The sequence below is a fragment of the Flagellimonas iocasae genome (assembly GCF_042682725.1).
GTDB classification, from domain to species: Bacteria; Bacteroidota; Bacteroidia; order Flavobacteriales; family Flavobacteriaceae; genus Flagellimonas; species Flagellimonas iocasae.
In genome coordinates this window covers 240,325-265,774 of sequence record NZ_JBHUHU010000002.1, presented here as the reverse complement: position 1 = coordinate 265,774, position 25,450 = coordinate 240,325, and the positions used below count along the sequence as shown (strand labels likewise).

25 protein-coding genes are annotated in these 25,450 nt (G+C 41.9%); 19 read left to right on the top strand and 6 right to left on the bottom strand.

The genetic code is table 11. The features are described 5' to 3' along the window. The first annotated feature begins 9 nt into the window (after nucleotides 1–9). On the top strand, nucleotides 10–408 hold the full coding sequence (locus ACFSJE_RS07050; protein ID WP_379830281.1) for an SRPBCC family protein: 399 nt from the start codon (nucleotides 10–12) through the stop codon (nucleotides 406–408). Here ACFSJE_RS07050 and ACFSJE_RS07045 read toward each other — a convergent pair. Continuing rightward, nucleotides 402–1,145, bottom strand: coding sequence for a biotin--[acetyl-CoA-carboxylase] ligase (locus ACFSJE_RS07045; protein WP_379830280.1), 744 nt, complete (start codon nucleotides 1,143–1,145; stop codon nucleotides 402–404). The genes ACFSJE_RS07050 and ACFSJE_RS07045 overlap by 7 nt on opposite strands. 82 nt (nucleotides 1,146–1,227) lie before the next feature. On the opposite strand from ACFSJE_RS07045, the gene rsfS reads away from it, so the two are divergent. The 6 genes from rsfS to ACFSJE_RS07015 all read left to right on the top strand — a co-directional run bounded on the left by rsfS (nucleotide 1,228) and on the right by ACFSJE_RS07015 (nucleotide 5,950). Continuing rightward, nucleotides 1,228–1,605, top strand: a complete 378-nt coding sequence (gene rsfS / locus ACFSJE_RS07040) for a ribosome silencing factor (protein WP_379830279.1) — start codon at nucleotides 1,228–1,230, stop codon at nucleotides 1,603–1,605. 6 nt (nucleotides 1,606–1,611) lie between these two features. Further along, nucleotides 1,612–3,555 (top strand): ATP-dependent zinc metalloprotease FtsH, encoded by a 1,944-nt coding sequence (gene ftsH, locus ACFSJE_RS07035; protein ID WP_379830278.1) that lies wholly within the window; start codon nucleotides 1,612–1,614, stop codon nucleotides 3,553–3,555. A 61-nt stretch (nucleotides 3,556–3,616) separates the two neighbouring features. Then, nucleotides 3,617–4,225: an LUD domain-containing protein gene (locus ACFSJE_RS07030; RefSeq protein WP_379830277.1), complete on the top strand. Its 609-nt coding sequence runs from the start codon at nucleotides 3,617–3,619 to the stop codon at nucleotides 4,223–4,225. 4 nt (nucleotides 4,226–4,229) lie between these two features. Beyond that, nucleotides 4,230–5,033 carry a phosphatidate cytidylyltransferase gene (locus ACFSJE_RS07025; protein WP_379830276.1) on the top strand — a complete coding sequence of 268 codons (804 nt, stop codon included), beginning with the start codon at nucleotides 4,230–4,232 and terminating at the stop codon, nucleotides 5,031–5,033. Continuing rightward, nucleotides 5,023–5,694, top strand: coding sequence for a phosphatidylserine decarboxylase family protein (locus ACFSJE_RS07020; protein ID WP_379830275.1), 672 nt, complete (start codon nucleotides 5,023–5,025; stop codon nucleotides 5,692–5,694). The genes ACFSJE_RS07025 and ACFSJE_RS07020 overlap by 11 nt, the downstream gene beginning before the upstream one ends. Further along, nucleotides 5,684–5,950 carry an acyl-CoA-binding protein gene (locus ACFSJE_RS07015; RefSeq protein ID WP_379830336.1) on the top strand — a complete coding sequence of 89 codons (267 nt, stop codon included), beginning with the start codon at nucleotides 5,684–5,686 and terminating at the stop codon, nucleotides 5,948–5,950. The genes ACFSJE_RS07020 and ACFSJE_RS07015 overlap by 11 nt, the downstream gene beginning before the upstream one ends. On the opposite strand, the gene ACFSJE_RS07010 is transcribed toward ACFSJE_RS07015, so the two are convergent. The 3 genes from ACFSJE_RS07010 to ACFSJE_RS07000 all read right to left on the bottom strand — a co-directional run bounded on the left by ACFSJE_RS07010 (nucleotide 5,947) and on the right by ACFSJE_RS07000 (nucleotide 11,410). Beyond that, nucleotides 5,947–7,215: a sterol desaturase family protein gene (locus ACFSJE_RS07010; protein WP_379830274.1), complete on the bottom strand. Its 1,269-nt coding sequence runs from the start codon at nucleotides 7,213–7,215 to the stop codon at nucleotides 5,947–5,949. The two genes, ACFSJE_RS07015 and ACFSJE_RS07010, sit on opposite strands and share 4 nt — an antisense overlap. Nucleotides 7,216–7,366: 151 nt before the next feature. After that, nucleotides 7,367–8,752 (bottom strand): Gfo/Idh/MocA family protein, encoded by a 1,386-nt coding sequence (locus tag ACFSJE_RS07005; RefSeq protein WP_379830273.1) that lies wholly within the window; start codon nucleotides 8,750–8,752, stop codon nucleotides 7,367–7,369. A gap of 33 nt (nucleotides 8,753–8,785) precedes the next feature. After that, on the bottom strand, nucleotides 8,786–11,410 hold the full coding sequence (locus tag ACFSJE_RS07000) for a valine--tRNA ligase (protein ID WP_379830272.1): 2,625 nt from the start codon (nucleotides 11,408–11,410) through the stop codon (nucleotides 8,786–8,788). Nucleotides 11,411–11,608: 198 nt separating this feature from the next. Here ACFSJE_RS07000 and ACFSJE_RS06995 point away from each other — a divergent pair, with 198 nt between their 5' ends. Continuing rightward, a complete protein-coding gene (locus ACFSJE_RS06995; RefSeq protein WP_379830271.1) occupies nucleotides 11,609–11,995 on the top strand; it encodes a DUF1573 domain-containing protein in 387 nt (128 codons plus the stop codon). Nucleotides 11,996–12,051: 56 nt separating this feature from the next. On the opposite strand, the gene ACFSJE_RS06990 is transcribed toward ACFSJE_RS06995, so the two are convergent. Next, complete coding sequence (locus tag ACFSJE_RS06990; RefSeq protein WP_379830270.1) at nucleotides 12,052–13,362, bottom strand: aspartyl protease family protein; 1,311 nt, start codon at nucleotides 13,360–13,362, stop codon at nucleotides 12,052–12,054. A gap of 186 nt (nucleotides 13,363–13,548) precedes the next feature. On the opposite strand from ACFSJE_RS06990, the gene ACFSJE_RS06985 reads away from it, so the two are divergent. The 9 genes from ACFSJE_RS06985 (at nucleotide 13,549) to ACFSJE_RS06945 (ending at nucleotide 22,362) form a co-directional block, all read left to right on the top strand. Then, on the top strand, nucleotides 13,549–14,745 hold the full coding sequence (locus ACFSJE_RS06985) for a pyridoxal phosphate-dependent aminotransferase (RefSeq protein ID WP_379830269.1): 1,197 nt from the start codon (nucleotides 13,549–13,551) through the stop codon (nucleotides 14,743–14,745). Continuing rightward, entirely contained in the window at nucleotides 14,742–15,758 is a 1,017-nt protein-coding gene (murB, locus tag ACFSJE_RS06980; RefSeq protein ID WP_379830268.1) for a UDP-N-acetylmuramate dehydrogenase, read from the top strand. Before ACFSJE_RS06985 ends, murB begins: the two co-directional genes overlap by 4 nt. A gap of 202 nt (nucleotides 15,759–15,960) precedes the next feature. Continuing rightward, on the top strand, nucleotides 15,961–16,527 hold the full coding sequence (locus ACFSJE_RS06975; protein WP_379830267.1) for an RNA polymerase sigma factor: 567 nt from the start codon (nucleotides 15,961–15,963) through the stop codon (nucleotides 16,525–16,527). Further along, nucleotides 16,524–17,282 (top strand): anti-sigma factor domain-containing protein, encoded by a 759-nt coding sequence (locus tag ACFSJE_RS06970; protein WP_379830266.1) that lies wholly within the window; start codon nucleotides 16,524–16,526, stop codon nucleotides 17,280–17,282. The genes ACFSJE_RS06975 and ACFSJE_RS06970 overlap by 4 nt, the downstream gene beginning before the upstream one ends. Nucleotides 17,283–17,358: 76 nt before the next feature. Beyond that, nucleotides 17,359–17,568, top strand: a complete 210-nt coding sequence (locus tag ACFSJE_RS06965) for a membrane or secreted protein (protein WP_379830265.1) — start codon at nucleotides 17,359–17,361, stop codon at nucleotides 17,566–17,568. 36 nt (nucleotides 17,569–17,604) lie between these two features. Next, nucleotides 17,605–18,165 (top strand): RNA polymerase sigma factor, encoded by a 561-nt coding sequence (locus ACFSJE_RS06960; protein WP_379830264.1) that lies wholly within the window; start codon nucleotides 17,605–17,607, stop codon nucleotides 18,163–18,165. A gap of 61 nt (nucleotides 18,166–18,226) precedes the next feature. Next, nucleotides 18,227–19,102 carry a lipoyl synthase gene (gene lipA / locus ACFSJE_RS06955; protein WP_379830263.1) on the top strand — a complete coding sequence of 292 codons (876 nt, stop codon included), beginning with the start codon at nucleotides 18,227–18,229 and terminating at the stop codon, nucleotides 19,100–19,102. A 24-nt stretch (nucleotides 19,103–19,126) separates the two neighbouring features. Beyond that, nucleotides 19,127–20,137, top strand: a complete 1,011-nt coding sequence (gene gap, locus ACFSJE_RS06950) for a type I glyceraldehyde-3-phosphate dehydrogenase (protein WP_379830262.1) — start codon at nucleotides 19,127–19,129, stop codon at nucleotides 20,135–20,137. A gap of 53 nt (nucleotides 20,138–20,190) precedes the next feature. Beyond that, complete coding sequence (locus tag ACFSJE_RS06945; RefSeq protein ID WP_379830261.1) at nucleotides 20,191–22,362, top strand: tetratricopeptide repeat-containing hybrid sensor histidine kinase/response regulator; 2,172 nt, start codon at nucleotides 20,191–20,193, stop codon at nucleotides 22,360–22,362. Here the strand turns inward: ACFSJE_RS06945 and lpxK are convergent. Then, nucleotides 22,359–23,357 carry a tetraacyldisaccharide 4'-kinase gene (lpxK, locus tag ACFSJE_RS06940; RefSeq protein ID WP_379830260.1) on the bottom strand — a complete coding sequence of 333 codons (999 nt, stop codon included), beginning with the start codon at nucleotides 23,355–23,357 and terminating at the stop codon, nucleotides 22,359–22,361. The genes ACFSJE_RS06945 and lpxK overlap by 4 nt on opposite strands. A gap of 47 nt (nucleotides 23,358–23,404) precedes the next feature. Between lpxK and ACFSJE_RS06935 the strand changes: the two genes are divergently transcribed. After that, on the top strand, nucleotides 23,405–24,499 hold the full coding sequence (locus tag ACFSJE_RS06935) for a Nif3-like dinuclear metal center hexameric protein (RefSeq protein ID WP_379830259.1): 1,095 nt from the start codon (nucleotides 23,405–23,407) through the stop codon (nucleotides 24,497–24,499). 5 nt (nucleotides 24,500–24,504) lie between these two features. Then, nucleotides 24,505–25,284, top strand: coding sequence for a zinc ribbon domain-containing protein (locus tag ACFSJE_RS06930; RefSeq protein ID WP_379830258.1), 780 nt, complete (start codon nucleotides 24,505–24,507; stop codon nucleotides 25,282–25,284). Nucleotides 25,285–25,450 lie beyond the last annotated feature (166 nt).

Sequence of the window (25,450 nt, the reverse complement as noted above, 5' to 3'; positions counted from 1 at the left end):
TCTTCAAACATGCATATTGAAGTCCCTAAAAAGAAAGTATCCAAAAGCGATAAAGAGGTTTTTGAATTTTTGACCGACATCAAAAATTTTGAGACCCTCATGCCCGCCAATATTGACAAATTTGAGGTGTTGGATGATAAAACCTTCAAGTTTGCCCTAAAGGGCATGCCGGAAATTACGTTGCGCCTCAAAGAACAGATACCCCACGAAAAAGTGGTATTGGGAGCGGCAAGCGATAAACTTCCATTTACCTTGACCGGTAATATTACTGCTTTGGGTGCTGATGAAAGTGAAGTTTCCTTAAGTTTTGAAGGCGAGTTCAATGCCATGATGGCCATGATGATTAAATCGCCCATCACCAATTTCATGGAAACTTTGTCCACAAACATGGGCAAAATAGGTCAATAAAGAAGGGAAACCTCTTTTAAATCGAATTCTTGGAAGATATGATCTTCAAGTTCCAGAATAAGTTTGCCGGAACTGGATATCTTTCGGATGAATCCCATAAATAGTTCCCCATTGGCATCTGTAAAGGTGGATGGCTTATCTTTTCTGAACAAAAGGCGTTCATACGATGGCATTAGTTGCGTGACTGTTTTCTCTTCAATTCCCTCAAAATAGTGGTCCAATCGAACCAAAATTTGTTGTAGCAACTCGTCCAAATCAAAAAATCGACCGGTTACCAATCCCAAAGAACCGGCCTTGTCCAAATTTTCAAAGGTCGTTTGGTTGACGTTGAGCCCTATTCCTATGATTGAATTTTGCACCAACTGCCCTTTCATGATATTTTCAATCAATATGCCACATATTTTCAATGAACCTGACATTATGTCGTTGGGCCATTTTACGCTGACATTAGGTATAGAAAGTTCCGTTAACACATCACAAATCGAGAGAGAAACACAAATATTCAAGTTAAACTGATGGATAGCTTGTAGCGCATCAAAACTTTTTAAAATACTGAATGTTAGATTTTTACCTTCTTCAGCCTGCCAAGAAGAGCCCATTTGCCCCCGTCCCTTCAACTGTTTTTTGGCCACAACCACAGTGTTTTCCGACGCATTTCCAGAACGCAAAAGATCCTTTAAATACACGTTTGTGGAGTCCGTGGCATCAAGTTTGATTATTCGTGGTAGCTCTCCCAATGTGGTACGCCTTTATGATATGTTAAATTCTAGGGCTAAGAAAGCAAAAAAAATATAACTTTGTAAAAACTAAAATTTTTGAATGCAGAAAACGAAAGCAAGCGCAGATGAACTGATTGCCTTAATTTTACATGGGATTGAAGAAGTTAAAGGAGTTGACATAAATCTACTTGATCTTAGGGAAATTGAAAATACAGTTTGCGACTACTTTATAATCTGCAATGGTACTTCCAATACGCATGTAAACGCAATTGTGGGCTCCATTCAAAAGACCGTGAGCAAGGCCATACATGATAAGCCTTGGCACATAGAGGGTTCTGAGAACGCCGAATGGGTCTTAATGGATTATGTAAATGTTGTGGTACATGTATTTCAAAAACATATTAGGGAATTCTACGACATTGAGGGGCTTTGGGGAGATGCCAAAGTAACGCTAGTGGAGAGCAGCTACAATTCTTAAAAAAAAATGGCAAAAGAAAACAACCCAAATAACGCTCCTAAGAAACCTCGCTTTAGTTCGTGGTGGATTTACGGTGTGGTCATTGCTTTGATCATTGGCTTCCAATTTTTTGGCGGCAGCACGTTTACAAATACTGAAAAAACGACTACTTCTGAACTTCAGGAGTTTTTGCGCAATGGCGACATTGCCAAAATTGTTATCATTACCAATACACGTAAGGCCAAGGTCTTTTTAACGGACGAAGCCCTGAAAAAAGATGTGCACAAGGGTGTGGCAGAAAAGCCATTATTCCCTTCCACAAGTTTGGTACCCCAATATGTTTTGGATTATGGTGACCTTCAGATATTCCAAAATGAAATCACTGAAATAAAAAAGGAAAACAACCTGGATACCACTATTGAGTTCGATACCGAATCCAATGTGTTGGGTGAACTGTTGCTTTCCCTCCTGCCTTTCGCCTTGATTATAGGTATTTGGATTTATTTGATGCGAAGAATGTCAGGCGGTGCCGGTGGCGGTGCTGGAGGACAGATTTTCAACATTGGAAAATCCAAAGCAAAGCTTTTTGACGAAAAGACAGATACCAGAACTTCCTTTAAGGATGTTGCCGGATTGGAAGGTGCCAAAGAAGAAGTTCAGGAAATTGTTGAGTTCCTTAAAAACCCCGACAAATACACCTCTCTGGGTGGTAAAATTCCAAAAGGAGCCTTATTGGTAGGCCCTCCCGGAACAGGTAAAACCTTGTTGGCCAAAGCTGTTGCAGGAGAAGCCAAAGTTCCTTTTTTCTCATTGTCAGGTTCTGACTTTGTGGAAATGTTTGTGGGTGTTGGAGCTTCACGGGTTCGGGATTTGTTCAAACAAGCCAAGGATAAATCTCCTGCTATTATTTTTATTGATGAAATCGACGCCATTGGTCGTGCCAGAGGAAAGAACAACTTTACCGGCTCCAATGACGAACGTGAAAATACGTTGAACCAATTATTGACCGAAATGGATGGTTTCGGCACCAATACCAATGTCATTGTATTGGCCGCCACCAACCGTGCCGATGTATTGGACAAAGCCTTGATGCGTGCTGGACGATTTGACCGTCAAATCTATGTGGACCTTCCTGACTTGAACGAAAGAAAGGAAATTTTTGAAGTTCACTTACGCCCTATCAAAACCGCTGAAACCCTTGATTTGGACTTTTTGGCCAAACAAACCCCAGGATTCTCTGGTGCCGATATTGCCAACGTTTGTAATGAAGCTGCCTTAATCGCTGCCCGAAAGGAGAAAAAAGCGGTTACCAAACAAGATTTCTTGGATGCTGTGGATAGAATCGTCGGTGGTTTGGAAAAGAAAAACAAAATCATCACACCAGAAGAGAAAAAGACTATCGCTTATCACGAAGCTGGTCACGCTACCGTAAGCTGGATGTTGGAACATGCCGCACCTTTGGTGAAAGTTACCATTGTCCCCCGAGGCCAGTCCTTGGGAGCTGCTTGGTACCTTCCAGAAGAACGATTGATTGTACGTCCCGAGCAAATGTTGGATGAAATGTGTGCTACCATGGGTGGACGTGCCGCTGAAAAGGTCATGTTCGATAAAATCTCCACAGGAGCACTGAGCGACTTGGAAAAAGTGACCAAACAGGCCCGTGCCATGGTCACCATATATGGCCTAAATGAAGAGTTGGGGAATATTACCTATTACGATTCCACAGGACAGAACGAATATGGTTTTACCAAGCCTTATAGTGAGGAAACTGCTCAAAAAATCGATTTGGAAATATCCAAAATGATTGAAGCGCAGTACCAACGTGCCATCAAATTGTTGGCTGACAATAAGGATAAACTCACTGAGCTTGCTGAGAGACTCTTGGAAAAAGAAGTTATCTTTAAAGACGATTTGGAAAAGATTTTTGGCAGAAGACCATTCGAGAAAGAAGAATTGGAAACAGCAAAATAAGATTCAAGTTCAATTAAACGAGTTTTTATTTGAGATTGATAAAAAGCACTTGATACCATAAATGGGAGTTTTTAATAAGCTTTTTGGAGGAGGAAAAAAGGTTTCCAAGGAAACTTTGGAAACCCGTGGAGAGCATATGCCTGATCTAAAAATTCCCGTGGACGAAAAGTTTACCATCTACTTCAAGAAAAATGGAGGTAAGTTCATTTACTGTGAGGATTTTTCAGAAATATCCGAAGCCTTGCAAAGTATCATTTCCGAAAATAATTGGCAGAACCATCTTTTCTACTCCATGAATCCACAATTGGAGACCCGTTTTGCATCAGAAAAAATTGAATTCACGGACAATCGCCAGGAAAGCGACATCTTCTTTACCACTTGCGAGCATTTGGTGGCCCATAACGGTTCCATTTTGGTATGCTCCAACCAAATCAAGGAGAAGAAACTCGATGAGCTCCCTTCTAACCTAATTGTCTTTGCCACTACAAGTCAACTGGTGGATTCCATCAGCGAAGCCTTAAAAATCATCAAGGAGCGCTATCAAAAAAACATTCCCAATAATATTACCACTTTAAAGCACTTCCAACCTACCCCGGAAAACAAAGATGATTTCCTTTCCTACGGCAGTGCATCAAAAAATGTCTATCTTTTACTTTTAGAAGACTATTGATTACATGAAAGAAATTCTTAGGCGCTCCATTACAGGGGTCATCTACGTGGTGCTTCTTTTGGGGTCTGTTTTTTTAAGCTCGGACGCCTTCGATTTTCTATTTATGGCATTTGGCTTAGCTTGCCTCTACGAGTACAAAAGAATTGTTCGGCTAAAAGGATACTATATTTTCATGGCCTATTTGGCCCTGTGGTGGGCATTCATCTATTTGGTGCAGGACAGCACAGCAGTCACTCTTTTAATGCTATTGACCATTACCGTCGATATCGCCCTGCTCATGTTCCTGTTTTCGAAAAGGCCCAAAAAACTGTCCGACTTTCAAAAGTTTGTCATTGCCGTCTTCTATATTGGAGGTGGATGCATTTTTTTGACCATGATTCCATATAAAGATGATGATTTTGCCCAATTCCTTATCATGGGAATATTCATCTTGATCTGGGTAAATGACACCTTTGCATATTTGGTAGGACGCACTTTGGGCAGAACTAAACTTTTTCCTGCAGTTTCTCCAAAAAAAACCATTGAAGGTTCTTTGGGAGGTCTTATTTTTGCACTGGTTACCGCGTACATTATGTCATGGTATGAAGCACGATTGTCGCTGACAGAATGGATGGTTTTGGCCGCAGTAATCGTAATATCGGGCAGTTTGGGCGATTTATTGGAGTCCAAATTTAAACGAATGGCCGGTGTAAAGGACAGTGGGGCAATTTTACCCGGACATGGTGGTATTTGGGACCGATTGGACAGTCTGGTTTTTGCAGCCCCATTTGCATATTTAGTACTTAATATATTTTCCTATGTTTCATAAAGAGGGACAAAAAATAATCATCTTCACTTTTTTCATCGTAGTGGCAGCCATTTTTGCTGCACAGTTTTATATTGAAGTGGAATGGATTCGCTATGCGGTACAAATCGCAGCTTTTGTCTTGCTCGTTGCCATATTACAGTTCTTTAGAAACCCTAAAAGACTGGTAACTCCTAATTTTGATGATATTTTGGCCCCCGTTGATGGAAAAGTGGTGGTCATTGAAGAAGTGGATGAACCTGAATATTTTCAGGATAGGCGCAGGCAAGTTTCCATCTTTATGTCACCCGTAAATGTGCATGTGACCCGTTATCCAGCCAGCGGAACGGTGACCTACTCCAAATACCATCCCGGAAAATATTTGGTGGCGTGGCATCCAAAATCAAGTACTGAGAACGAAAGAACCACTGTCGTTCTGCATACACCCAAGTTTGGTGAAATTGGTTATCGACAGATTGCCGGAACCATGGCAAGGCGAATCGTGAACTATGCGGAAGAGGGCGAACAAGTGACACAAGGGCAGGATGCAGGCTTTATCAAATTTGGCTCTAGAGTGGACTTGCTACTTCCCCTAAACTGTAATATTACGGTTAAACTGGGTCAAAAGGTCACAGGGGCCAAAACTTGTATTGCATCCTTTAGGAAAGATGATGATGACCAATGATGGAGATCTAAATAATCGGTTCAATGATGCGGTGGCCTTTGTAAATGGGTATACCGAACCACTTCCTGCCGATCTTTTGCTAAAGCTGTACGCCTACTTTAAAATTGCCAATCGAAATTTCGACAACCCCGGGAGCAGAACCCCGCTCATTAATGCATTTAAGGCGAATGCCTTGTTCCAGGCAAAGAATATAAGCGTAAGCGAGGCCATGGAAAAATACATTGAGTTGGTCAATAAGGAGGTGAGAAAACTTTAGGATACCAACTTGGGGGATATGTATGTTTTTTCAAAATAGGTAAAATAGATGCCTCCAAAAATGGTGACTACAAAGTAGAATGCCACAACATACATCCCAGTGGGCCAATAAGCATTCAGTCCAAACCAGTCATTCGTAAAAAAAATCAAGATCAAACCGGCCACGCCTCGGATAACCTCTATCCAAGCGGCGTATTTGGCTCTATCCATCAAGGTGGTGAACCCGTAAACCCCTAAAAAAACAAATAGCCCAAAAAGAAGTAGTCCATCGAACCCAATTTCTGAATAATTGTAGAACATAAACAGCATCATCGCGGTGGTAATGACCAATTGAAAAATGGAGTATCCTTTCAGTGCGTTGGAAGCTTCGGGCTTATATTTCTCAAAATTGTAAACATCCTCAATAATCTGTACCGGGTACTTTTCCTTTACATCGGAAGGACGCCATCCGGTGGGCATGAACCATATTCTAAGCTTGTCCCAGTAATTGTTGGTACGCCAAGCATCTTTCATCAATCGCCAAATATGTTGAAAATTGATGATAATTGGATTCCAAGTTTGTGCCGGTTTTAAAACCCCATATTGAGGAGGTACTTCATCCAACTCCTCCTGAAACGTTCCAAACATTCGGTCCCAAATGCATAAAATCTGACCTAGATTCTTATCAATATATTCTGCATTGATGGCATGGTGCACCCTGTGCTGCGATGGAGTGACAATGACATACTCCAACCAACCCATTTTACCGATATGCTGGGTATGGTACCAAAACTGGGCAAATAAATGAATCGGGGCCAAAATGGCAATGACTTCGTGGGGAACGCCCATTAGTGCGGCCGGAATAAGCAAAAGTGCGAAATAGCCCAAGAGATTTGAAACAGGTTGTCGAAGCGCACAGGCCAAATTAAATTCCTCGCTACTGTGATGAATGACGTGTTGGTTCCAAAAAAAGTTGATGTGGTGACTCAATCTATGGTTCCAATAGCCCGCAAAGTCCAACACAATAAAAGCAACGACCCAAACCAACCAAGTGGCCTTGATTTCCATAAGGGCCAAATGCTCCAACAAAAACGGATAGGACACCAAAATGATTCCGAGTCCCAAGGAGTCTTTAACTACATTGGTAAGTCCGCTACTGAGGCTACTCACCGTATCCATGACGTTATGTTTCTGGTTCTTGACGAAATGCCCGTAGGCAATTTCAAAAAGTACCAACCCCAGAAAAAAAGGAGTGGCGTACAACAAAGCCGTGGCGTAAGTTTCCATGCCCAAAAAGTATTAAAAGTCACAAAAGATATGACTTAACATTCTGGATATAAGGTACTGTAAATTTTTGAGAAGATGAATAGCACCTAATACAATCGCCTCAGAAATGTCCTTCTGGATTCTCTAGAAAATGGAATTACCCTGTCTATTTTCAGCTGATAATGTTCAGTGAAGCGGTATCCTTCCAGTTGCCCCGAGTAAAATCTGGAAATGGTTGTGGGGCACCTCCACTGGCCACGGAACGCTCACTCAATGGGGATACGGCACTCCAAAGACAACCTTCATACACATTTTGGTCCAAGGGGAGTCCCTGCAGCAAACATTCCACAATGCGGTACATCATAATCCCATCCATTCCGCCATGTCCGCTGCCTTTTGCAGTTTCATTGAGCCTTTTATAAAGCGGATGGTCATATTTCTCATATAATTTTTCGAGTTGCTCTCCTTGCACCCAAGAATGGTGGTCTTTGGTCAATCCCTCAACACCATCTTCCAAAGCCACCCGTGTTGGGAATCCTGCTAAAGTTCCCTTGGTTCCTTGAATCAGGTTTAATCTTGAATAGGGTCTTGGACTGGTTTCATCCCATTGTACCATGATGGTCTTGCCCATTGTAGTTTTAATGATGGAAGTATTTAAATCTCCCCCCTTAAAATTAAGTTGGTTCCATTTATGGTTTGCAGGATAGTTTTTCTCTGCGTACAATGCTCGCCCTCTTGAAGGTGTTGAAAAAGAGACAATACTTCCGAAGGTATCTTCGCCACGGGCCAAGTTCATATATTGTGCCACTGGCCCCAAACCGTGGGTTGGGTAAAGATTGCCATTTCGGTTGGCATAATGATGGGTCCGCCATGAGCCGGTTCCACGCTCCTGCTCCTCCATTTGCCAACGTAGTTCGTGAATGTAGGCGGCCTCACCATGCAATATCTCACCAATAACACCCTGTCTGCACATATTCAGGAACATCAGCTCATCACGACTGTAATTCACATTTTCCATCATCATGCAGTGTTTTTGGGTACGCTCACTGGCATCCACAATAGCCCACATTTCTTGAATGGTCAGGGCGATAGGTACCTCAACAAAGGCATGTGCTCCTTGCTCCATGGCTTCAATGGCCATTGGGGCATGGTTTTCCCAGTTGGTGGCTATGAACACCACGTCTGGACGAACCTCTTTGAGCATGGTTCGCCATTTATCTTCTTCACCCCAATATTGCGCTATATTCTTATGCTTGCTTCCGCCAGCATCTTTTACCCACTGGGTTTTTTCCTTGACCAAATCTTCATAAAGATCACAAATGGCAACAACCTCAGTATTTTCAAGTGCAGCAAAAAATTGGGCATGCGTTCCTCCCCTAGCACCAACCCCAATAAATGCAGCCCGGACCTTTCCCAATTTGGGAGCGGCAAATCCTCCCATATAGGTTGAACTGATGGGCCGTTCCGATGCAGTGGTGATATAATTTGGAATGATGGATACTGCAGCGGCAGACAAAGAAGTCTTTTTGATGAAACTGCGCCTATTGAGGTTTTTCATGGGTTTACTGGCTTTGGTTAACTATGTATTGGACTATTTTAAACTGGTCAAACTTTTTTCCAAGGTCTCTATTTTTGCTTCAGCATCTGCAGCTTTTTTACGCTCAATGGCTACCACTTGCTCTGGTGCATTGTTCACAAAACGTTCATTGCTCAGCTTTTTCTGTACGGATTTTAGAAAGCCTTTGGTATAATTGAGTTCTTCGGTTATTTTTTGGATTTCTGCCTCAACATCAATGGCTCCACTTATCGGAATGAAGTATTCGTTACTCTTCACCCTAAAGGTCAATGCTCCTTCCAAACTTGAATCAATGGTCTCCAATTTGGATAGATTGGCCAATTTTGTAATGATGGCATCCATTTTTCCACCCACTTTTTCAGAGTTCAGTATGGACAGCTCCAACGCATCTTTCTGTGGGATGTTTTTCTCCTTTCGGATGGTTCGTATACCCGCAATGACCTCCGCAGCAAAGTCAAAATCAGCAATCAATGCTGTATTTGCGGTTTCAGCAGTTGGCCAGTTGGAGACCATTAAAGCGTTTTCCGGAGTCCGTTCGGCGATATGCTGCCAAACTTCCTCTGTTAAAAACGGCATGAAAGGGTGCAATAATTTCAAGTTTTCCTCAAAAAGGTGGATGACCACGTCAAAAGTAGTCTTGTCAATGGGCTGTTGATAGGCTGGTTTAACAATTTCCAACAACCAAGAGCAGAAATCGTCCCATACCAATTTATATATGGCCATCAAGGCATCTGAAATTCGATATTTTGAAAAATGATCCTCAATTTCAACCAACGTCTGATTCAATTTGGCCGTATACCATTCTATGCCTGTTTTTGCAGCTTCGGGCTGGGGAATATCTGCAACTTCCCAACCTTTTATCAAGCGGAAAGCGTTCCAAATCTTATTGGCAAAGTTGGACCCTTGTTGACAAAGCGCCTCATCGAACAACAAATCATTTCCAGCAGCGGAACTCAATAAAAGTCCAACACGGACACCATCGGCCCCAAAATCTTCTATCAATTTTAGTGCATCAGGGGAGTTACCCAATGATTTCGACATTTTTCGGCGTTGCTTGTCCCGAACCAAACCGGTGAGATACACATTCTGAAACGGTTTTTCACCTCTGTACTCATATCCCGCAATGATCATTCGAGCAACCCAGAAGAATAAGATGTCCGGTCCGGTCACCAAATCGTTGGTGGGATAATAATAGCTGACCTCCTTGTTATCGGGTTCCAAAATGCCTCCAAAAACACTGATGGGCCACAACCATGATGAAAACCAAGTATCCAAAACGTCGGGATCTTGGCGTAAATCGGATTCTTGAACTTTTGGATTTTTGGATTGTGCCAGCTTCAAGGCTTCTTCTGGCGTTTCCGCTACCACATAATCATCCTGCCCGTCGCCATAATAATAGGCGGGTATTTGCTGACCCCACCATAATTGGCGTGAAATATTCCAATCTCGAATATTTTCCATCCAGTGGCGATAGGTATTATCGAACTTTGAAGGGTACAATTTAATATCGCCCGTTTTTAGCACGCCATCCAATGCTGGTTTTGACAAATCTTCCATTTTAAGGAACCATTGGTCGGACAATCGAGGCTCTATCACCGCTTTGGTCCGTTCCGAGGTACCTACTTTATTCAAATGCTGTTCGGTCTTTACCAAAAAGCCTTTTTCCTCCAACTCTTTGGAGATTTCTTTGCGTACCACAAAACGGTCCTTGCCTTCATAGTGGAGACCATAGGAATTCAGGGTAGCATCCTCGTTGAAGATATCCACTACTTCCAAATTGTGCTTATCGCCCAAATTTTTATCATTCTCATCGTGGGCAGGGGTCACTTTTAGACATCCCGTACCGAATTCAATATCCACATATTCGTCTTCAATGATTGGGATTACCCTATTGCAAAGCGGAACAATGGCCTTTTTACCCCTTAAATGATGGTATCGTTCATCATTGGGGTTGATACAGATGGCGGTATCTCCCAAAATGGTCTCGGGACGCGTAGTGGCAATGATTACTTTTTCATCGGAACCTTCAATAGGATAGGCCAAATAGTACAGATTGCCTTGTCGTTCTTCATAAATTACCTCTTCATCAGAAAGGGTAGTTTTGGCCTCGGGATCCCAATTCACCATTCGGTATCCTCTGTAAATGAGACCTTTATTATATAAATCAACAAAAACTTTGATCACAGAGGCTGACATATCGTCATCCATGGTGAATTTTGTTCGGTCCCAATCGCAAGAGCATCCTAATTTTTTCAACTGCTGAAGAATGACGCCTCCATATTCGTTAGTCCAGTCCCAGGCATGTTTTAGAAAGTCTTCACGGGAAAGATTGGCCTTGTTAATGCCTTCTTCCTTTAATTTAGCTACCACTTTGGCCTCGGTGGCTATGGAAGCATGGTCCATACCGGGAACCCAGCAGGCATTCTTTCCCAAAAGTCTTGCCCTTCGGATAAGAACATCCTGGATTGTATTATTGAGCATGTGCCCCATATGAAGCACTCCTGTTACGTTTGGAGGGGGAATTACGATGGTATATGGCTCCCTATCATCGGGTTTGGAACTGAAAAAATCATGCTTCATCCAGTAGGCATACCAATGCCCTTCTACCCTATTGGGTTCATATTTTGATGGAATTTCCATTATTTCGGTATAGTTTTTGTTTAAAGGCTATGGATTGGTTTATGAAAGGAGAGCGTAATGTTAAATTAATGCTATTCTTTAGTTGTAGGCCAATCCAGAAATACGAAACAAAAATAAGTAACGTTATTACATAACAAAAGAATTTTGGATGCAGGTGATAAATCATCTACATTTGAAGTTCACCCAAAAACCAAAAAAATGAAAAAAACTGTACTTATGTTGTTTGTTGGGTTGCTTTCCCTAGGAATCTACGCCCAAGACGCAACTGCTAAGATTGAGTTTAAGAGTGAGACTATTGATTATGGTGATATTGACAAAGGCAGCGACGGAGTTCGTGTATTTGAATTTACCAACACTGGAACAGCACCTTTGGTCATCAGCAATGTAAGGTCTAGCTGCGGATGTACTATCCCAAAAAAACCTGAAGACCCTATTTTACCGGGTAAAACAGGTCAGATTGAGGTAAAATATGATACCAATAGAGTTGGCCCTATCAGAAAGGCCATTACGGTAACATCCAATGCTGATACGCCTACAAAAGTTCTTAAGATAAAAGGAAACGTAAAGGCTGAAGGAGCCAGATAATTGGAAAAGAAATTATTTTAAAAAAAAGCCCTGAAAATTTCAGGGCTTTTTCTTTGTTAATCGTCGTCGTCAAAAACCTTTTTCAGCACAAAAGTGAACAATAGGTCTTTATTATAGCGTTCTATTAGTACTTTGATACGTTTTCCTTCCTTTTCATTCAGCATTGAAAGGATTTCCTGGAGCTTGTACCGGTGAACACTTTTGCCATTCACTGCCAAGATAACATCACCCTCCCGTAATCCTGCTTCAGCCGCAGGGCTTCCGGCCCGAATTCCTGATACAATGATTTCGGGAACCAAGCTTAAACGGGTTTTGTTTTCCAAAAGAATCTGTACGTTGCCAAAGGACGAGTTATCATCATCCCTCACCACTCCATTTAAACCGGCTATACTCTCAGCGATATAACGCAATCCGTTATGTTGAAGGTCGATTCCCGCCAGGTTGTATTGAAATGGAGACTTAAAGTTCCCGTTTTTCCTTAACGTGATCAATCCACTTTGGTAATCGAAGATAAAATTGAACCGTTTTAAAATCTCGCCCCCCACACTACCATTCCTATCTCCAAAATTCTGAATGTATCCAAAGGATTCGCGATAAGGGAATGCGGCTTTGGCATCTTTCAATTCAAAATCCCCAATCTTTACACCACTGACTTTGGTCCGTTTTCCAAATATATCGCCACTTAAACCCCTGCCCAAAAAGTCTTCATAGTTCTTTTCAGGGATTTCCAACCCCTTTTCGGGCTGATGCAAGAGCCATAAAGCATCACTACTACCCGTGTCCACCAAAAGTTTTACGTGAATGTTTTCAGAATCCCTCATCAAAACAGTTCCTTCTACATAAGCTTTTCTTTTTTCGATGGATAATGGAAGGGTCTGCGACCTTTTGTTCTGTTTGCGCTCGTAAAGCCTAGGGTTGTGCAACTTAATATGTTGGGACTGGTAGTTTATTTCCACCACAAAATCCCTAAAAATCTCGTACCCCAAAATACCATGCACCGGTATGCCCAGTGAGGTGGAAAAATTAATGCCCTTGTCCAACACCACATAGAGATCTTGGGAATAGTTTCTGGCCTTTCCCAACTTGAAGGTATTGCCTTGCGAACTCAAAGCTTTCATGGGCTCACCGCCTCCCAGCCCCCGAATGGTTACTTCGGACACGTTATTGATTGGTATGGAATCTTGGTCGGATAGATTGAAAAGAATGGGTTTGCTAACCCCAGAATCAAACACAAACTTCAGCTCAGTCCCATTGATATCAATTGGAATGACAATAATGTTGTTGATAAGCTCAAACTTGATTTTTTCGAATTTCTGGTTTTCGGGCAATTTAAAACCTTGCGCCTTCGCCAGTAGGGGCGCCAACATTAAAAGAAGTATAAAAAAAAGCTTATTTTTTTTCAATTTACTTACTTCTAAGTGGTTATGTTTACTAAATATACAAATTAAACAAAGACCTTCCTCTTAATTTAACATTCTAAAAAGCACATAAATAATGGTGCAATGTGTTGTTTTCAACTGCTGGTTTTCCCATTTTTGCTTAAAAATTAGTACATGCCAAGTATTTCCAACAAAGGGAGACAAATGCCAGCCTCCCCAATCCGTAAACTGGTCCCCTATGCTGAAGATGCCAAAAAGCGTGGGATTCATGTAATCCATCTCAATATTGGGCAACCCGATATCAAGACCCCAAAAGTTGCGTTGGATGCGGTTAGAAACCATACTATTGAGGTCTTGGCGTACAGCATGACGGAGGGTTCGGAAGTCTATCGGGAGAAAATTGCCGAATATTATGCAAAGCAGGACATTCATGTGACGGCTAAGGATATTATCGTCACCACTGGTGGGTCCGAAGCACTTTCTTTTGCCATGGGCACTATTATGGATGCCGAGGATGAAATCATCATCCCTGAGCCATTTTATGCCAATTACAACGGATTTGCCACGGCATCGGGGGTAAAAGTGGTTCCCATTGTTTCCTCCATAGACACTAATTTTGCCCTTCCGCCTATTTCAGATTTTGAGAAGCTCATCGGTCCAAAAACAAAGGCCATTCTCATCTGTAACCCAGGAAATCCAACGGGATACCTCTACAGCAAGGAAGAAATTCAACAATTGGCCGCATTGGTCAAAAAGCATGATCTCTTTCTGATTGCTGATGAAGTGTACCGTGAATTCACCTATGACAACAAGCAACACTATTCCATTTTGCAGGAAGAGGGGCTTGAAGCCAATGCGATTGTTGTCGACTCCGTTTCCAAAAGATACAGCATGTGCGGTGCCCGGATTGGATGCTTGGTTTCAAAAAACAAGGATGTGATTCAAACGGCCTTAAAATTTGCCCAAGCACGTCTGTCACCTCCCACATTTGCCCAAATAGCCAGTGAGGCCGCGTTGGAAACCCCACAGTCTTATTTTGATGACGTTAAAGAGGAATATGTGGCCCGAAGGGATATTCTCATCTCCGAGCTTAAAAAACTGGAGGGTGTAAAAGTGGCCGTACCTCAAGGAGCCTTTTATTGCGTAGCGGAATTGCCCATTGACGATGCTGATGATTTTGCGCAGTGGCTTTTGGAAAGCTTCGAGGTTGATGGCGATACGGTAATGGTGGCACCTGCTGCTGGCTTCTATGCAACCTCCGGTTTGGGAAAAAACCAAATCAGGATTGCCTATGTGCTGGAAAAAAGCCAACTTGTAAAGGCGGTTCAGATTCTGGGCAAGGCCCTAACCGAGTATAATTCCAATACGTGAACATACAGGAAAACATATCCTTAAAACGCTATAATACCTTTGGTATAGATGTCAAGGCCCGATACTTCGTTGAAATTACCGGGTTGGCACAATTGCAGAAAATCCTTGACCTAGAAGCGTACCCCAAAAAATTTATTCTAAGTGGGGGAAGCAATATGTTGCTGACCAAGGATATTGATGCGCTGGTAATGCACATCAACCTAAAAGGTATCAGCATTGTTGATGAGAATGATGATGACGTGGAAATTAAGGTTATGGCCGGTGAAAATTGGCATCAATTGGTCCTTTGGACACTGGACAAGGGTTTTGGCGGCCTTGAAAATCTTTCTCTCATCCCTGGAAATACGGGAACAGCGCCCATTCAGAACATCGGGGCCTATGGAGTAGAGCTCAAAGATGTGTTTGTAAGTTGTTCGGCCATGGAAATTGAGACCGGAGAGCTGGTGGCATTCGGTCATGAGGCCTGCGAGTTTGGCTATCGGGATTCCATTTTTAAAAATGAGGCAAAAGGCAAGTACATTATTACTTCGGTAAATCTAAAATTGACCAAGAAGAACCACACGCTTCACACCGGATACGGATCTATAGAGACAGAACTTCGGGAAAAAGGTATTGTTCATCCAACCATTCAAGATATTTCCGATGCCGTGATTGCTATCCGTCAAAGTAAATTACCCGACCCAAAAGAGTTGGGCAATAGCGGAAGTTTTTTTAAAAACCCGGTGATTTCCCGAAAGGCCTATGAGAAATTCATGAAGAAAAATCCGGAGGCGCCTTCTTATGAGGTCGATGAAGAAAACTACAAAATCCCGGCGGGATGGCTTATTGAGCAGTGTGGTTTTAAAGGAAAACGCTTTGGTGAGGCCGGTGTCCATGAAAAACAGGCCTTGGTGCTTGTAAATTACGGCAACGCCACAGGAACTGAACTATGGAAGTTGGCACAACAAATCCAGAAAGAAGTAGCCGAACGGTTCAAGATTAAAATCCAGCCAGAGGTGAACATCATAAAATAACCCCCGCATTGAAACAATAACGGGGGTTATACCAAACCAAACTAACCAAAATTATATATGTCTTACGAGCTCAAAAAAGCTCTTTCTCTTTCAATTTCAACGCTGGCAAATAATGCTTTTTCTACCTTAGCGTTGTTGTATATACGAGATAAACCCTATTTTAGATTTCGGCCTCAAAAAAATTTTATCATATAATAACTGAATGAGCACACTGATTGAGAGACATATTGTTTCGCTGCTGGCGGAGAAGGACGATAAAGCCATATCCTTACTGTATGAAAACTACGGTGATACGCTCTTTGGGGTAGCCTATAAGGTGGTAAAAGATGAAGAATTGGCCCAGGATGTGGTTCAAGAAAGTTTTATAAAAATTTGGAAAAAAGCAGATTCCTATGATGCCTCCAAAGCCAAACTTTTTACATGGCTGTTTCGAATTACCCGTAACACCGCCATCGATAAATTAAGAAGTGTAAATAATAAATCGGACAAGGAAGTCCAAATAGACGTTTCAGACGTATATAACCTAGGAGTGAGTGGGATGAGTCCCGAACACCTCGATGTCCAAGAAAACTTGCACAAAATAGAGGAAAAGTACAGAATTGTTCTTGAAGCCCTATTTTTTGAAGGAATGACGCAGCAGGAAGCAAGTGACGAACTGGATATTCCACTGGGAACCATAAAATCTAGATTGAAGATTGGTCTCAGGGAACTCGGGAAGATTTACGGCGCACCCATGACTCTACTAATATTGCTAAACTTATTGCCATGAAGGAAAAAGTTAAAATATTTTTGGATTCCGACATACTGGAAAAATATCTTATCGGAGATGCCTCAAAAGAGGAAACACTCCAAGCAGAGCGTTATATCGCCATGTACCCTGAGGTAAGAGATACCTACAATGAACTTCAGGATAATTTGGAGGCCTTTGCCAAGATGTATGCCAAGAAAACCCCAGAAGGTTTAAAGGAAATTATCATCGCCAGTGCAAAACAGGAAAAGGCAGTCTTTAAAAGATTCTACAAATATGCTGTCGCAGCAAGTGTTGCCATCATGGTTTTTGCTGGATCATCCTATTTCTTCTGGAGCCAAAACAAGAGCCTTCAGGAAGAAAATACTCTGGTCACCAACAAAATCAAGTATTTGGAAGACAACATGAAGGACCAACTGGAAGACATGCGAAACCAGTTCATCGTCCTAAACAATCCCGATACCAAAAAGTACCAGTTGAAAGGCCAGCGTGAAGGAAAGGAACTTAAGGCCATTGCTTATATCAATCCTGTTAAAAAGCTTTCCTATATTAATGTGAGCAACGTTCCCCAATTACCAGAGAACAAATGCTTCCAAATGTGGGCCGAAGTGAATGGTGAGTTGGTAAACTTGGGCGTTATTAAGGAATTTAATGACAAGGACAAACTTCTTGCCCTGCCCTACGCGGATAAGGCTGTCAGCTACATTACCATAGAGCCAGAAGGTGGTAACTCCTCCCCCTCTGTGGACAAAATTGTGGCCAACATTACTTACTAGAACGGTCTCCCTAAAGTATTCCTAAACTACCCCCGCTTTAGTTGGGTATTTTGTACCTTTGCATAAAAGTTGGATTATGAAGTTAGCATTGTTGACCATAGGTCTATTGGCTTTGGCATTTGCAGGAATAGCCATTAAAATCTGGGGAAAGAAAGACGGAAAGTTTGCCGGAACATGTGCAAGCCAAAACCCTTACCTTAACAAAGATGGGGAGGCTTGTGGTTTCTGTGGAAAACGCCCAGATGAGCAGGAGTGCAAAAGGGACACCATGCCAGAACTTCAGTAATCCTCCTTTTGCAACCCTTATTGCAAAATCACATTTTTGGAGAAAACCGAACAATCCATTAAGGAAAATATTCAAAAGGCCAAGCAAGGCAACCAAATTGCCTTTAGCACCCTTTTGGATACCTTTTGGAATGATGTCTATGGTTTTCAGTTGATGCGCACCAAAAATGAAAACGATGCCGAGGACATCACCATCCGTACCTTTTCCAGGGCTTTTGATAAAATTGACACGTATGATGAGACCTATGAATTTAAAACCTGGCTCATCACCATCTCCAAAAACCTTCATGTAGACCTCATCCGTAAAAGAAAACGAAGTCTTTTGGATGAAATGGAATCCAAAGGTGACGAGGTGAAAAAAGTGCTGGATGAAACCCCATCCGTGGAAGACCAATTGATCATTGAGCAAAATCTTGCCAATCTGTTGCAAGACATCAAAAAACTGAAGCCGCACTATCAAAAAGTCATCAACCTACGGTATTTCAATGAATTGAGTTATGCCGATATCGCCAAAGAACTCAATGAACCCGTGAACAACATCAAGGTAAAACTCCTTCGCGCCAAAAAATTATTGGCCGAAATCATCAAAAAAAAGTGAACTACCCCAACGCATACGTTTCCTTCCCAGTTTCGTATCTTTGTACCTCTAATTTTGTTGTATGAGCACAAGCGTAGCGGAAAACGTACATCCACCAAAAGGAAAACCAAAATGGCTTCGGGTAAAACTTCCAACAGGAAAGAAATACACCCAGTTGCGGGGTCTTGTGGACAAGTATGACCTGCACACCATTTGTACTTCTGGAAGCTGCCCAAATATGGGCGAATGCTGGGGAGAAGGCACGGCTACTTTCATGATTCTGGGAAACATTTGCACCCGTTCCTGTGGATTCTGCGGTGTTAAAACCGGTCGTCCTGAAAGTGTGGACTGGGCAGAACCCGAAAAAGTTGCGCGTTCCATTAAAATCATGAACATTAAGCATGCGGTGCTCACTTCCGTGGATCGTGACGATTTAAAAGATATGGGCTCCATTATCTGGGCTGAGACCGTAAAAGCGGTTCGAAGAATGAACCCAGAAACCACCATGGAAACCTTGATTCCCGATTTTCAAGGCATAGAAAGCCATTTAGATCGGATTTTGGGGGTAGCCCCAGAGGTGATTTCCCATAATATGGAAACCGTTAGACGCCTCACCCGCGAAGTTCGGATTCAGGCGAAGTATGACAGAAGTTTGGAAGTGTTGAACTATTTGAAGAAAAATGGGGCCAACCGAACAAAATCAGGTATTATGTTGGGCTTGGGCGAAGAGGAACAGGAAGTCATCGCTACCATGGAAGACCTGAGAAAGGCAGATGTTGATGTGGTGACCATTGGGCAATATTTACAACCCTCCAAAAAGCACCTCCCCGTAAAACAGTTCATTCTGCCAGAGCAGTTTAAAAAATATGAGGAAATAGGATTGGAAATGGGCTTCAGACATGTAGAAAGTGGCGCACTGGTGCGATCGTCCTACAAAGCTCACAAACATATTCACTAGGTCGATTGACTTACCCTCCATGTCATGAAAAATATTGTAATCGGCATCAATGGCTTTGGCCGAATTGGAAGGACGCTTTTTAGACTTCTACAAAACCACCCCAACATAACGGTTGCGGCCATCAACGATTTGGCAGATGCCAAAACTCTAGCCCATCTCCTTAAATATGACAGCATTCATGGGGTGCTAGGCGATACTATCACTTCGGATGACAATCATATTGTGCTGAATGGTAAAAAAATTAGTGTTCTCAACCACCAACATCCTAAGGACATCAACTGGAGTGATTACGATGTTGACCTTGTAGTGGAATCCACTGGAAAATTCAAAAAAAGGGAAGATTTAGAGCTCCACTTGAAAAATGGGGCCAAAAAGGTAATTCTTTCCGTTCCTCCAGAGGATGAATCCATTAAAATGGTGGTTTTAGGGGTAAATGAGGGGATTATTGGTCCTGAAGATGACATTATCTCCAATGCATCATGCACCACCAACAATGCTGCACCCATGATCAAAGTGGTCAATGAGCTTTGTGGTATTGAGCAGGCATACATTACCACCATACATTCCTATACCTCAGACCAAAGGCTTCATGATGGGCCCCATCGCGACCTTAGAAGGTCTCGGGCGGCTGCGCAATCCATCATTCCAACAACCACTGGGGCTGCTAAAGCGCTGACCAAGATTTTTCCAGAACTATCCGATGTCATCGGAGGATGCGGTATTCGGGTGCCGGTACCCAATGGGTCCCTGACCGACATCACTTTTAATGTAAAACGGGAAACTTCCATTGAAGAAATAAATAGTACCTTTAAGGATTACGCTGAAAATGAATTGCATACCATTTTGCACTATACGGAAGACCCAATTGTTTCTGTTGACATAAACAATAGTTATCATTCTTGTACGTTTGATTCTTTGATGACATCCGTAATTGGAAAAATGGTGAAAATCATCGGATGGTATGACAATGAAACTGGTTATTGTTCCAGAATTATTGATTTAATAGCTTTGCTTATAAAGAAAGATTACGTTTGACCTCGAGCTTACTACACAAATGGATTGGCGCAAGGGCGTTGCTTCTGTTGTGCATGTTAATATGCACACAGTTTTCTTTTGGTCAAAATCAAAAAGATATTAGTTCCACGGCCAAAGTACAGGCCATTTTTGATGAATTTACGGATTACAGACATCAAAACAAGATAGACAAGGCTCTTGAGACCTTGGACGAAGCCGCCAAAATTGCAGAAAGCAACGAAGACGTCAAGCTATTACTGGATACCTATCATCAATTTGCACGACTATATTTGGAAGAAGGTGATCGTGACACAGCCATTTTTTACTGGGACAGGGCCAGCATTCTTTTGAAGGACATCTCCTATTCGTACGGACAAGCTTTCCATTTATATTTAGATGCTGCGCTCCGTTTTGAAGAAGGCAACAACTTTCAGTCCTTAAAATCATTGGAAGAATCTCGAATGCTGAGTAACAATAGAAATCTCAGCAATAACATACTTCTCTTGGAAGCCTATATTTTTACGAATATTGAAAAATATGACGATGCCATAAAGAATCTGCATGCCCTTATTGTGAACTCAGACGATAAGGAAAGGGCATATTTGGCCACCAAAGCCAATTTGCAACTGGCCAAAATCAGCATCAAACTTAACGATACCGACGAAGGCATTGTACACTCCAAAGCCGCTCTGGAACTCGCAGAAAAACACGGCTTTTCTAAAGAAATACGAACTGCCAACGAAGAATTATCCCAAATCTATGAGGTAGTTGGTAGATACAACGAGGCCCTTAAGTATAATAGGGCCTTGGAAAATATAAAAGATTCCATTTTCACTATTGAAAAGGCCAAACTGGATGCCAACACAGCAGAGAAATTGCGGTTTGAGCACCAAATGAACGAAATAAACAAGCTCACCGCGAAAAACGAGGAACTGAGCGAATCCAAAAACCGTTCAGAAATCACAGCAATTTTAACCTCGGCCTTTTTAACTATTATCTCATTATTGGCCGTATCGCTTTTTAGGAACAACCAGATCAAGTTGAAGACCAACGATTTGTTGTACACCAAGAACAAAGAATTGGAGTTGGCCAGGGATTCAGCGGTTTCGGCCATGGAAGCAAAAACCAATTTCCTTTCAACAGTAACGCATGAGCTTCGAACACCGCTTTACGCCGTAACGGGGCTTACCCACTTATTGTTAGAAGAAAACCCAGCCGAACACCAAAAAGAGCACTTAAAATCCTTGAAGTTTTCTGGGGAATATCTGTTGAACTTTATCAATGACATCCTTCAAATCAATAAGATTGATGCTGACAAACTGGAGCCGTTGAGCATTGAATTCAAATTGGAAAAAGTGCTTACGGATGTGGTGGAGTCCTTGCAGCAGAACGCAAGTGAGAACAAGACCAAGCTTATTTTGGACTATGACCCGAACATCCCCCAACACCTTCTTGGTGACCCCATAAAATTGTCACAAGTCTTTATGAACCTCGTGGGTAACGCCCTCAAATTCACTAAAAATGGCAAGGTAGAGGTCATTGCCAAAATGTTGAAACGTGATGAAGATGAGGTGAAACTCTACTTTGAGGTCAGGGATAACGGTATTGGAATTTCCGAAGATCAACAGAAAAATATTTTTGACAGCTTTGAGCAGGGCTCTATCCAAATCAACCGTGAGTATGGCGGAACCGGACTTGGCCTTACCATCGTTAAGAGTTTGCTTGGCCTCTTTGGAAGCACCATTCAACTGGAAAGTGAAATTGGCCATGGTAGTTCCTTCTTCTTTGAGATGGATTTAAAATGCGATGATAAGGCTATCGATGATGTAACCTTTGAATTGAATGCTGAGGAATTTGATTTTAAAGGACTCCATATACTGATTGTGGAAGACAATAAAATCAATCAGGTCATCACCAAAAAGATGCTTACCAAAAAAGAAATTACGTGCGACATTGCCAACAACGGAAACGAGGCGATCGACTTAGCCAAGGCGAACACCTACGATTGTATTTTAATGGACATTCACATGCCGGGAATCAGTGGTGAGGAAGCGACGCGCCAAATTCGAAAATTTGATCCTGATATCCCAATTATTGCATTGACCGCAATTTCCTTGGATGACAGTTTGGACAGCTTCTACAAAGCGGGCTGCAACGATGTGGTTACCAAGCCATTTAAACCTGAGGTATTCTATCAAAAAATAGGCGAGAACATCTTCAGAAGGAAGATGCAGGGGCTGATTTAAACCAAACTTTTTAAGGTTTTCTCCAAAAATGAGCGGTCCTGCGCACTAAAACTGTGGGCCACTTCCAAATAGAACAAGTTTTTAACCCTGCCTTTTAACCGAACATAATCCTTTTCCGTGGTGAGAATCCAATCATATCCGTGGAATTGTTGGATATCACCGTCGGAGAAATGGTGGTGGTCTCCAAACTCGAAATGTTCAAATACCAACCCAATAGACTTTAAATGCTCTACCAAAGGTTTTGGAGCTGCTATACCCGTAACCAATGCCACTTTTCCTCCTTTTACTTCGGAAAGGGATAGATTTTGGGAATCACCTCCCTGAAGAACCGTGTGATATTTCAATTTGGAAAACAACACTTGCTGATGTGGTAATGGCTTCAACTTCTCAATGATTTTGGTTTGTTCTGCATCAGACAAATCCTCTGGGCATTTGGTGACAATAATGCTATTGGCCCTTTTAGCTTCACTTTTACTATCCCTCAAATTCCCTGTTGGGAGATACCAATCGTCCACATAAAGCTGTCCATAAGCGGTCAAAAGAATTGAAAAACTTGGTTTTACCTTTCGATGCTGAAATGCATCATCCAGCAGAATGATTTCAGGTTTCACCAAGATTTCTAGCTGAGCAATCCCATTTCTGCGATTCGCATCCACAGCCACATTGATTTCCGGGAACTTTTGATGTATTTGATAAGGTTCATCACCCAAATCCAATACGGAACTAGCCGCATCAGCCAATAAAAATCCTTCGGATTGCCTTTTATAACCCCTACTGAGCACTGCAACCTTATGACCTTCAAACAAACGCACCAAAAATTCAATCATGGGGGTCTTTCCTGTACCACCCACACTTAAATTCCCCACGCAGAGCGTTGGGGTTATAAAAGATTTCGATTTAAAAATTCCCCTATCGTAGAAAAAGTTGCGCATACGCACAACCAAGGCATAGATCAATGAAAAGGGAAACGCTATTTTGCGAAGCAGTTGCAGCATGGGACGAAAATATAATATTTTATCTTTAGCGTACTTAAGAAATACAAATGACCGTAAAGGATATCTCAAAAATACTGGAAGAGCTGGCCCCTTTGGCCCATGCAGAGGATTTTGACAACGTTGGATTGCTGGTGGGAGACCAAAAAATGACGGTTTCCGGCATCCTAGTCACATTGGATACATTGGAAAACGTTGTGGACGAGGCAATTTCAAAAAAATGCAATCTGATTGTCAGTTTTCATCCCATCATTTTTTCTGGACTCAAAAAACTTACCGGGAGTAATTATGTGCAGCGTGTGGTGATGAAGGCCATTGCCAACAACATTGCTATTTACAGTATGCATACCGCCTTGGACAACAGTAAAAATGGCGTAAATGCAAAGATTTGTGAAGTTTTGGGCGTACAGAACCCCCACATTCTTATCCCAAAGGCGGGAACCATCAAAAAATTGACCACTTACGCACCTATCAAGGAAGCAGAAACTATAAAATCGGCCCTATTTAAAGCAGGAGCAGGAGAAATTGGAAACTATAGCAATTGCAGTTTCAGTTTGGAAGGCCAAGGCACTTTTTTAGCCGGAAATGAGGCCAACCCAAGTATCGGAAAAATTGGTGCGGTCCATACTGAAAAAGAAACCCAAATCAACGTGATTTTTTCATTTGAAAAGGAAGCAGCAATCCTCTCAGCCCTTTTTGATGCACATTCATATGAGGAAGTCGCTTATGAAATTTCGGTGCTTCAAAACGTAAACCAAGATATTGGCATGGGGATGATTGGCATGTTGAAAACTGAAATGGATGAGGTTGAATTTTTACAGCATGTCAAAAAGAAAATGAATGCTTCGGTAGTGCGCCATAGTGAATTGCTTGGTAAAAAGGTGAAAAAAGTTGCAGTTTTGGGAGGAAGTGGGGCTTTTGCCATATCGGCGGCCAAAAAAGCCAAAGCTGATATTTTCATTACGGCTGACCTAAAATACCATCAGTTTTTTGAAGCAGAAAAACAATTGGTTCTTGCCGATATTGGGCACTTTGAAACTGAGCAGTTTACAAAAGATTTATTGGTTGATTATCTTACAAAAAAAATTCCTAATTTTGCAGTCTCTTTATCGAAGAGTAAAACAAATCCCATCAAGTATTTATAAATAATATGGCGAACAAAAAAGAAAGCACCGTGGAAGAAAAATTGAGAGCATTGTATGATCTACAGCTTATTGATTCCAGGGTTGATGAAATACGCAATGTGCGAGGTGAACTCCCATTGGAAGTACAAGATTTGGAGGACGAGGTACTTGGTCTTAAGACCCGTATGGATAAATTAAAAACTGACGTTGAGACCATCAATTTTGAGATCACCGCCAAGAAAAACCTCATTGAGGAGTCCAAAACACTTATTAAAAAATACGCTGAGCAGCAAAAGAATGTACGTAACAGCCGTGAGTTCAACTCGTTGAGCAAAGAAGTTGAGTTCCAAGAATTGGAAATTCAATTGGCTGAAAAGAACATTAAGGAATTCAAAGCGCAGATTGAGCAGAAAAAAGAAGTGATTGCTGACACCAAAGACAAACTTTCTGAGCGTGAAGGTCACTTGAAGCACAAAAAAGGAGAATTGGATGCCATCCTTGCTGAAACAGAAAAAGAAGAAAAGGCCCTTTTGAAAAAATCAGAAGAGTTTGAAGAAAAAATTGAAGACCGTTTGGTTCAAGCGTATAAAAGGATTCGCACCAATGTAAAAAATGGTCTTGCCGTGGTTCCTGTGGAGCGTGGTGCTTCTGGAGGTTCGTTCTTCACTATTCCACCTCAGGTACAGGTGGAAATTGCTTCCCGTAAAAAAATCATTACGGATGAGCATAGTGGACGAATCTTGGTAGACCCACTATTGGCAGAAGAAGAGCAAGAAAGAATGCAAGATTTATTTGCAAAGCTGTAAATCAATCGCAATTTTCTAAAAATAAAAGCCACCGTTTTGGTGGCTTTTTTATTGCACTATCAAGTCATTTCGAAGGAGTTTACGACTGAGAAATCTCATTTCTATTCCTATTGAGATTTCTCCCATTCGGTCGAAATGACAAAGGATGATTCAACGTCATGCCGAA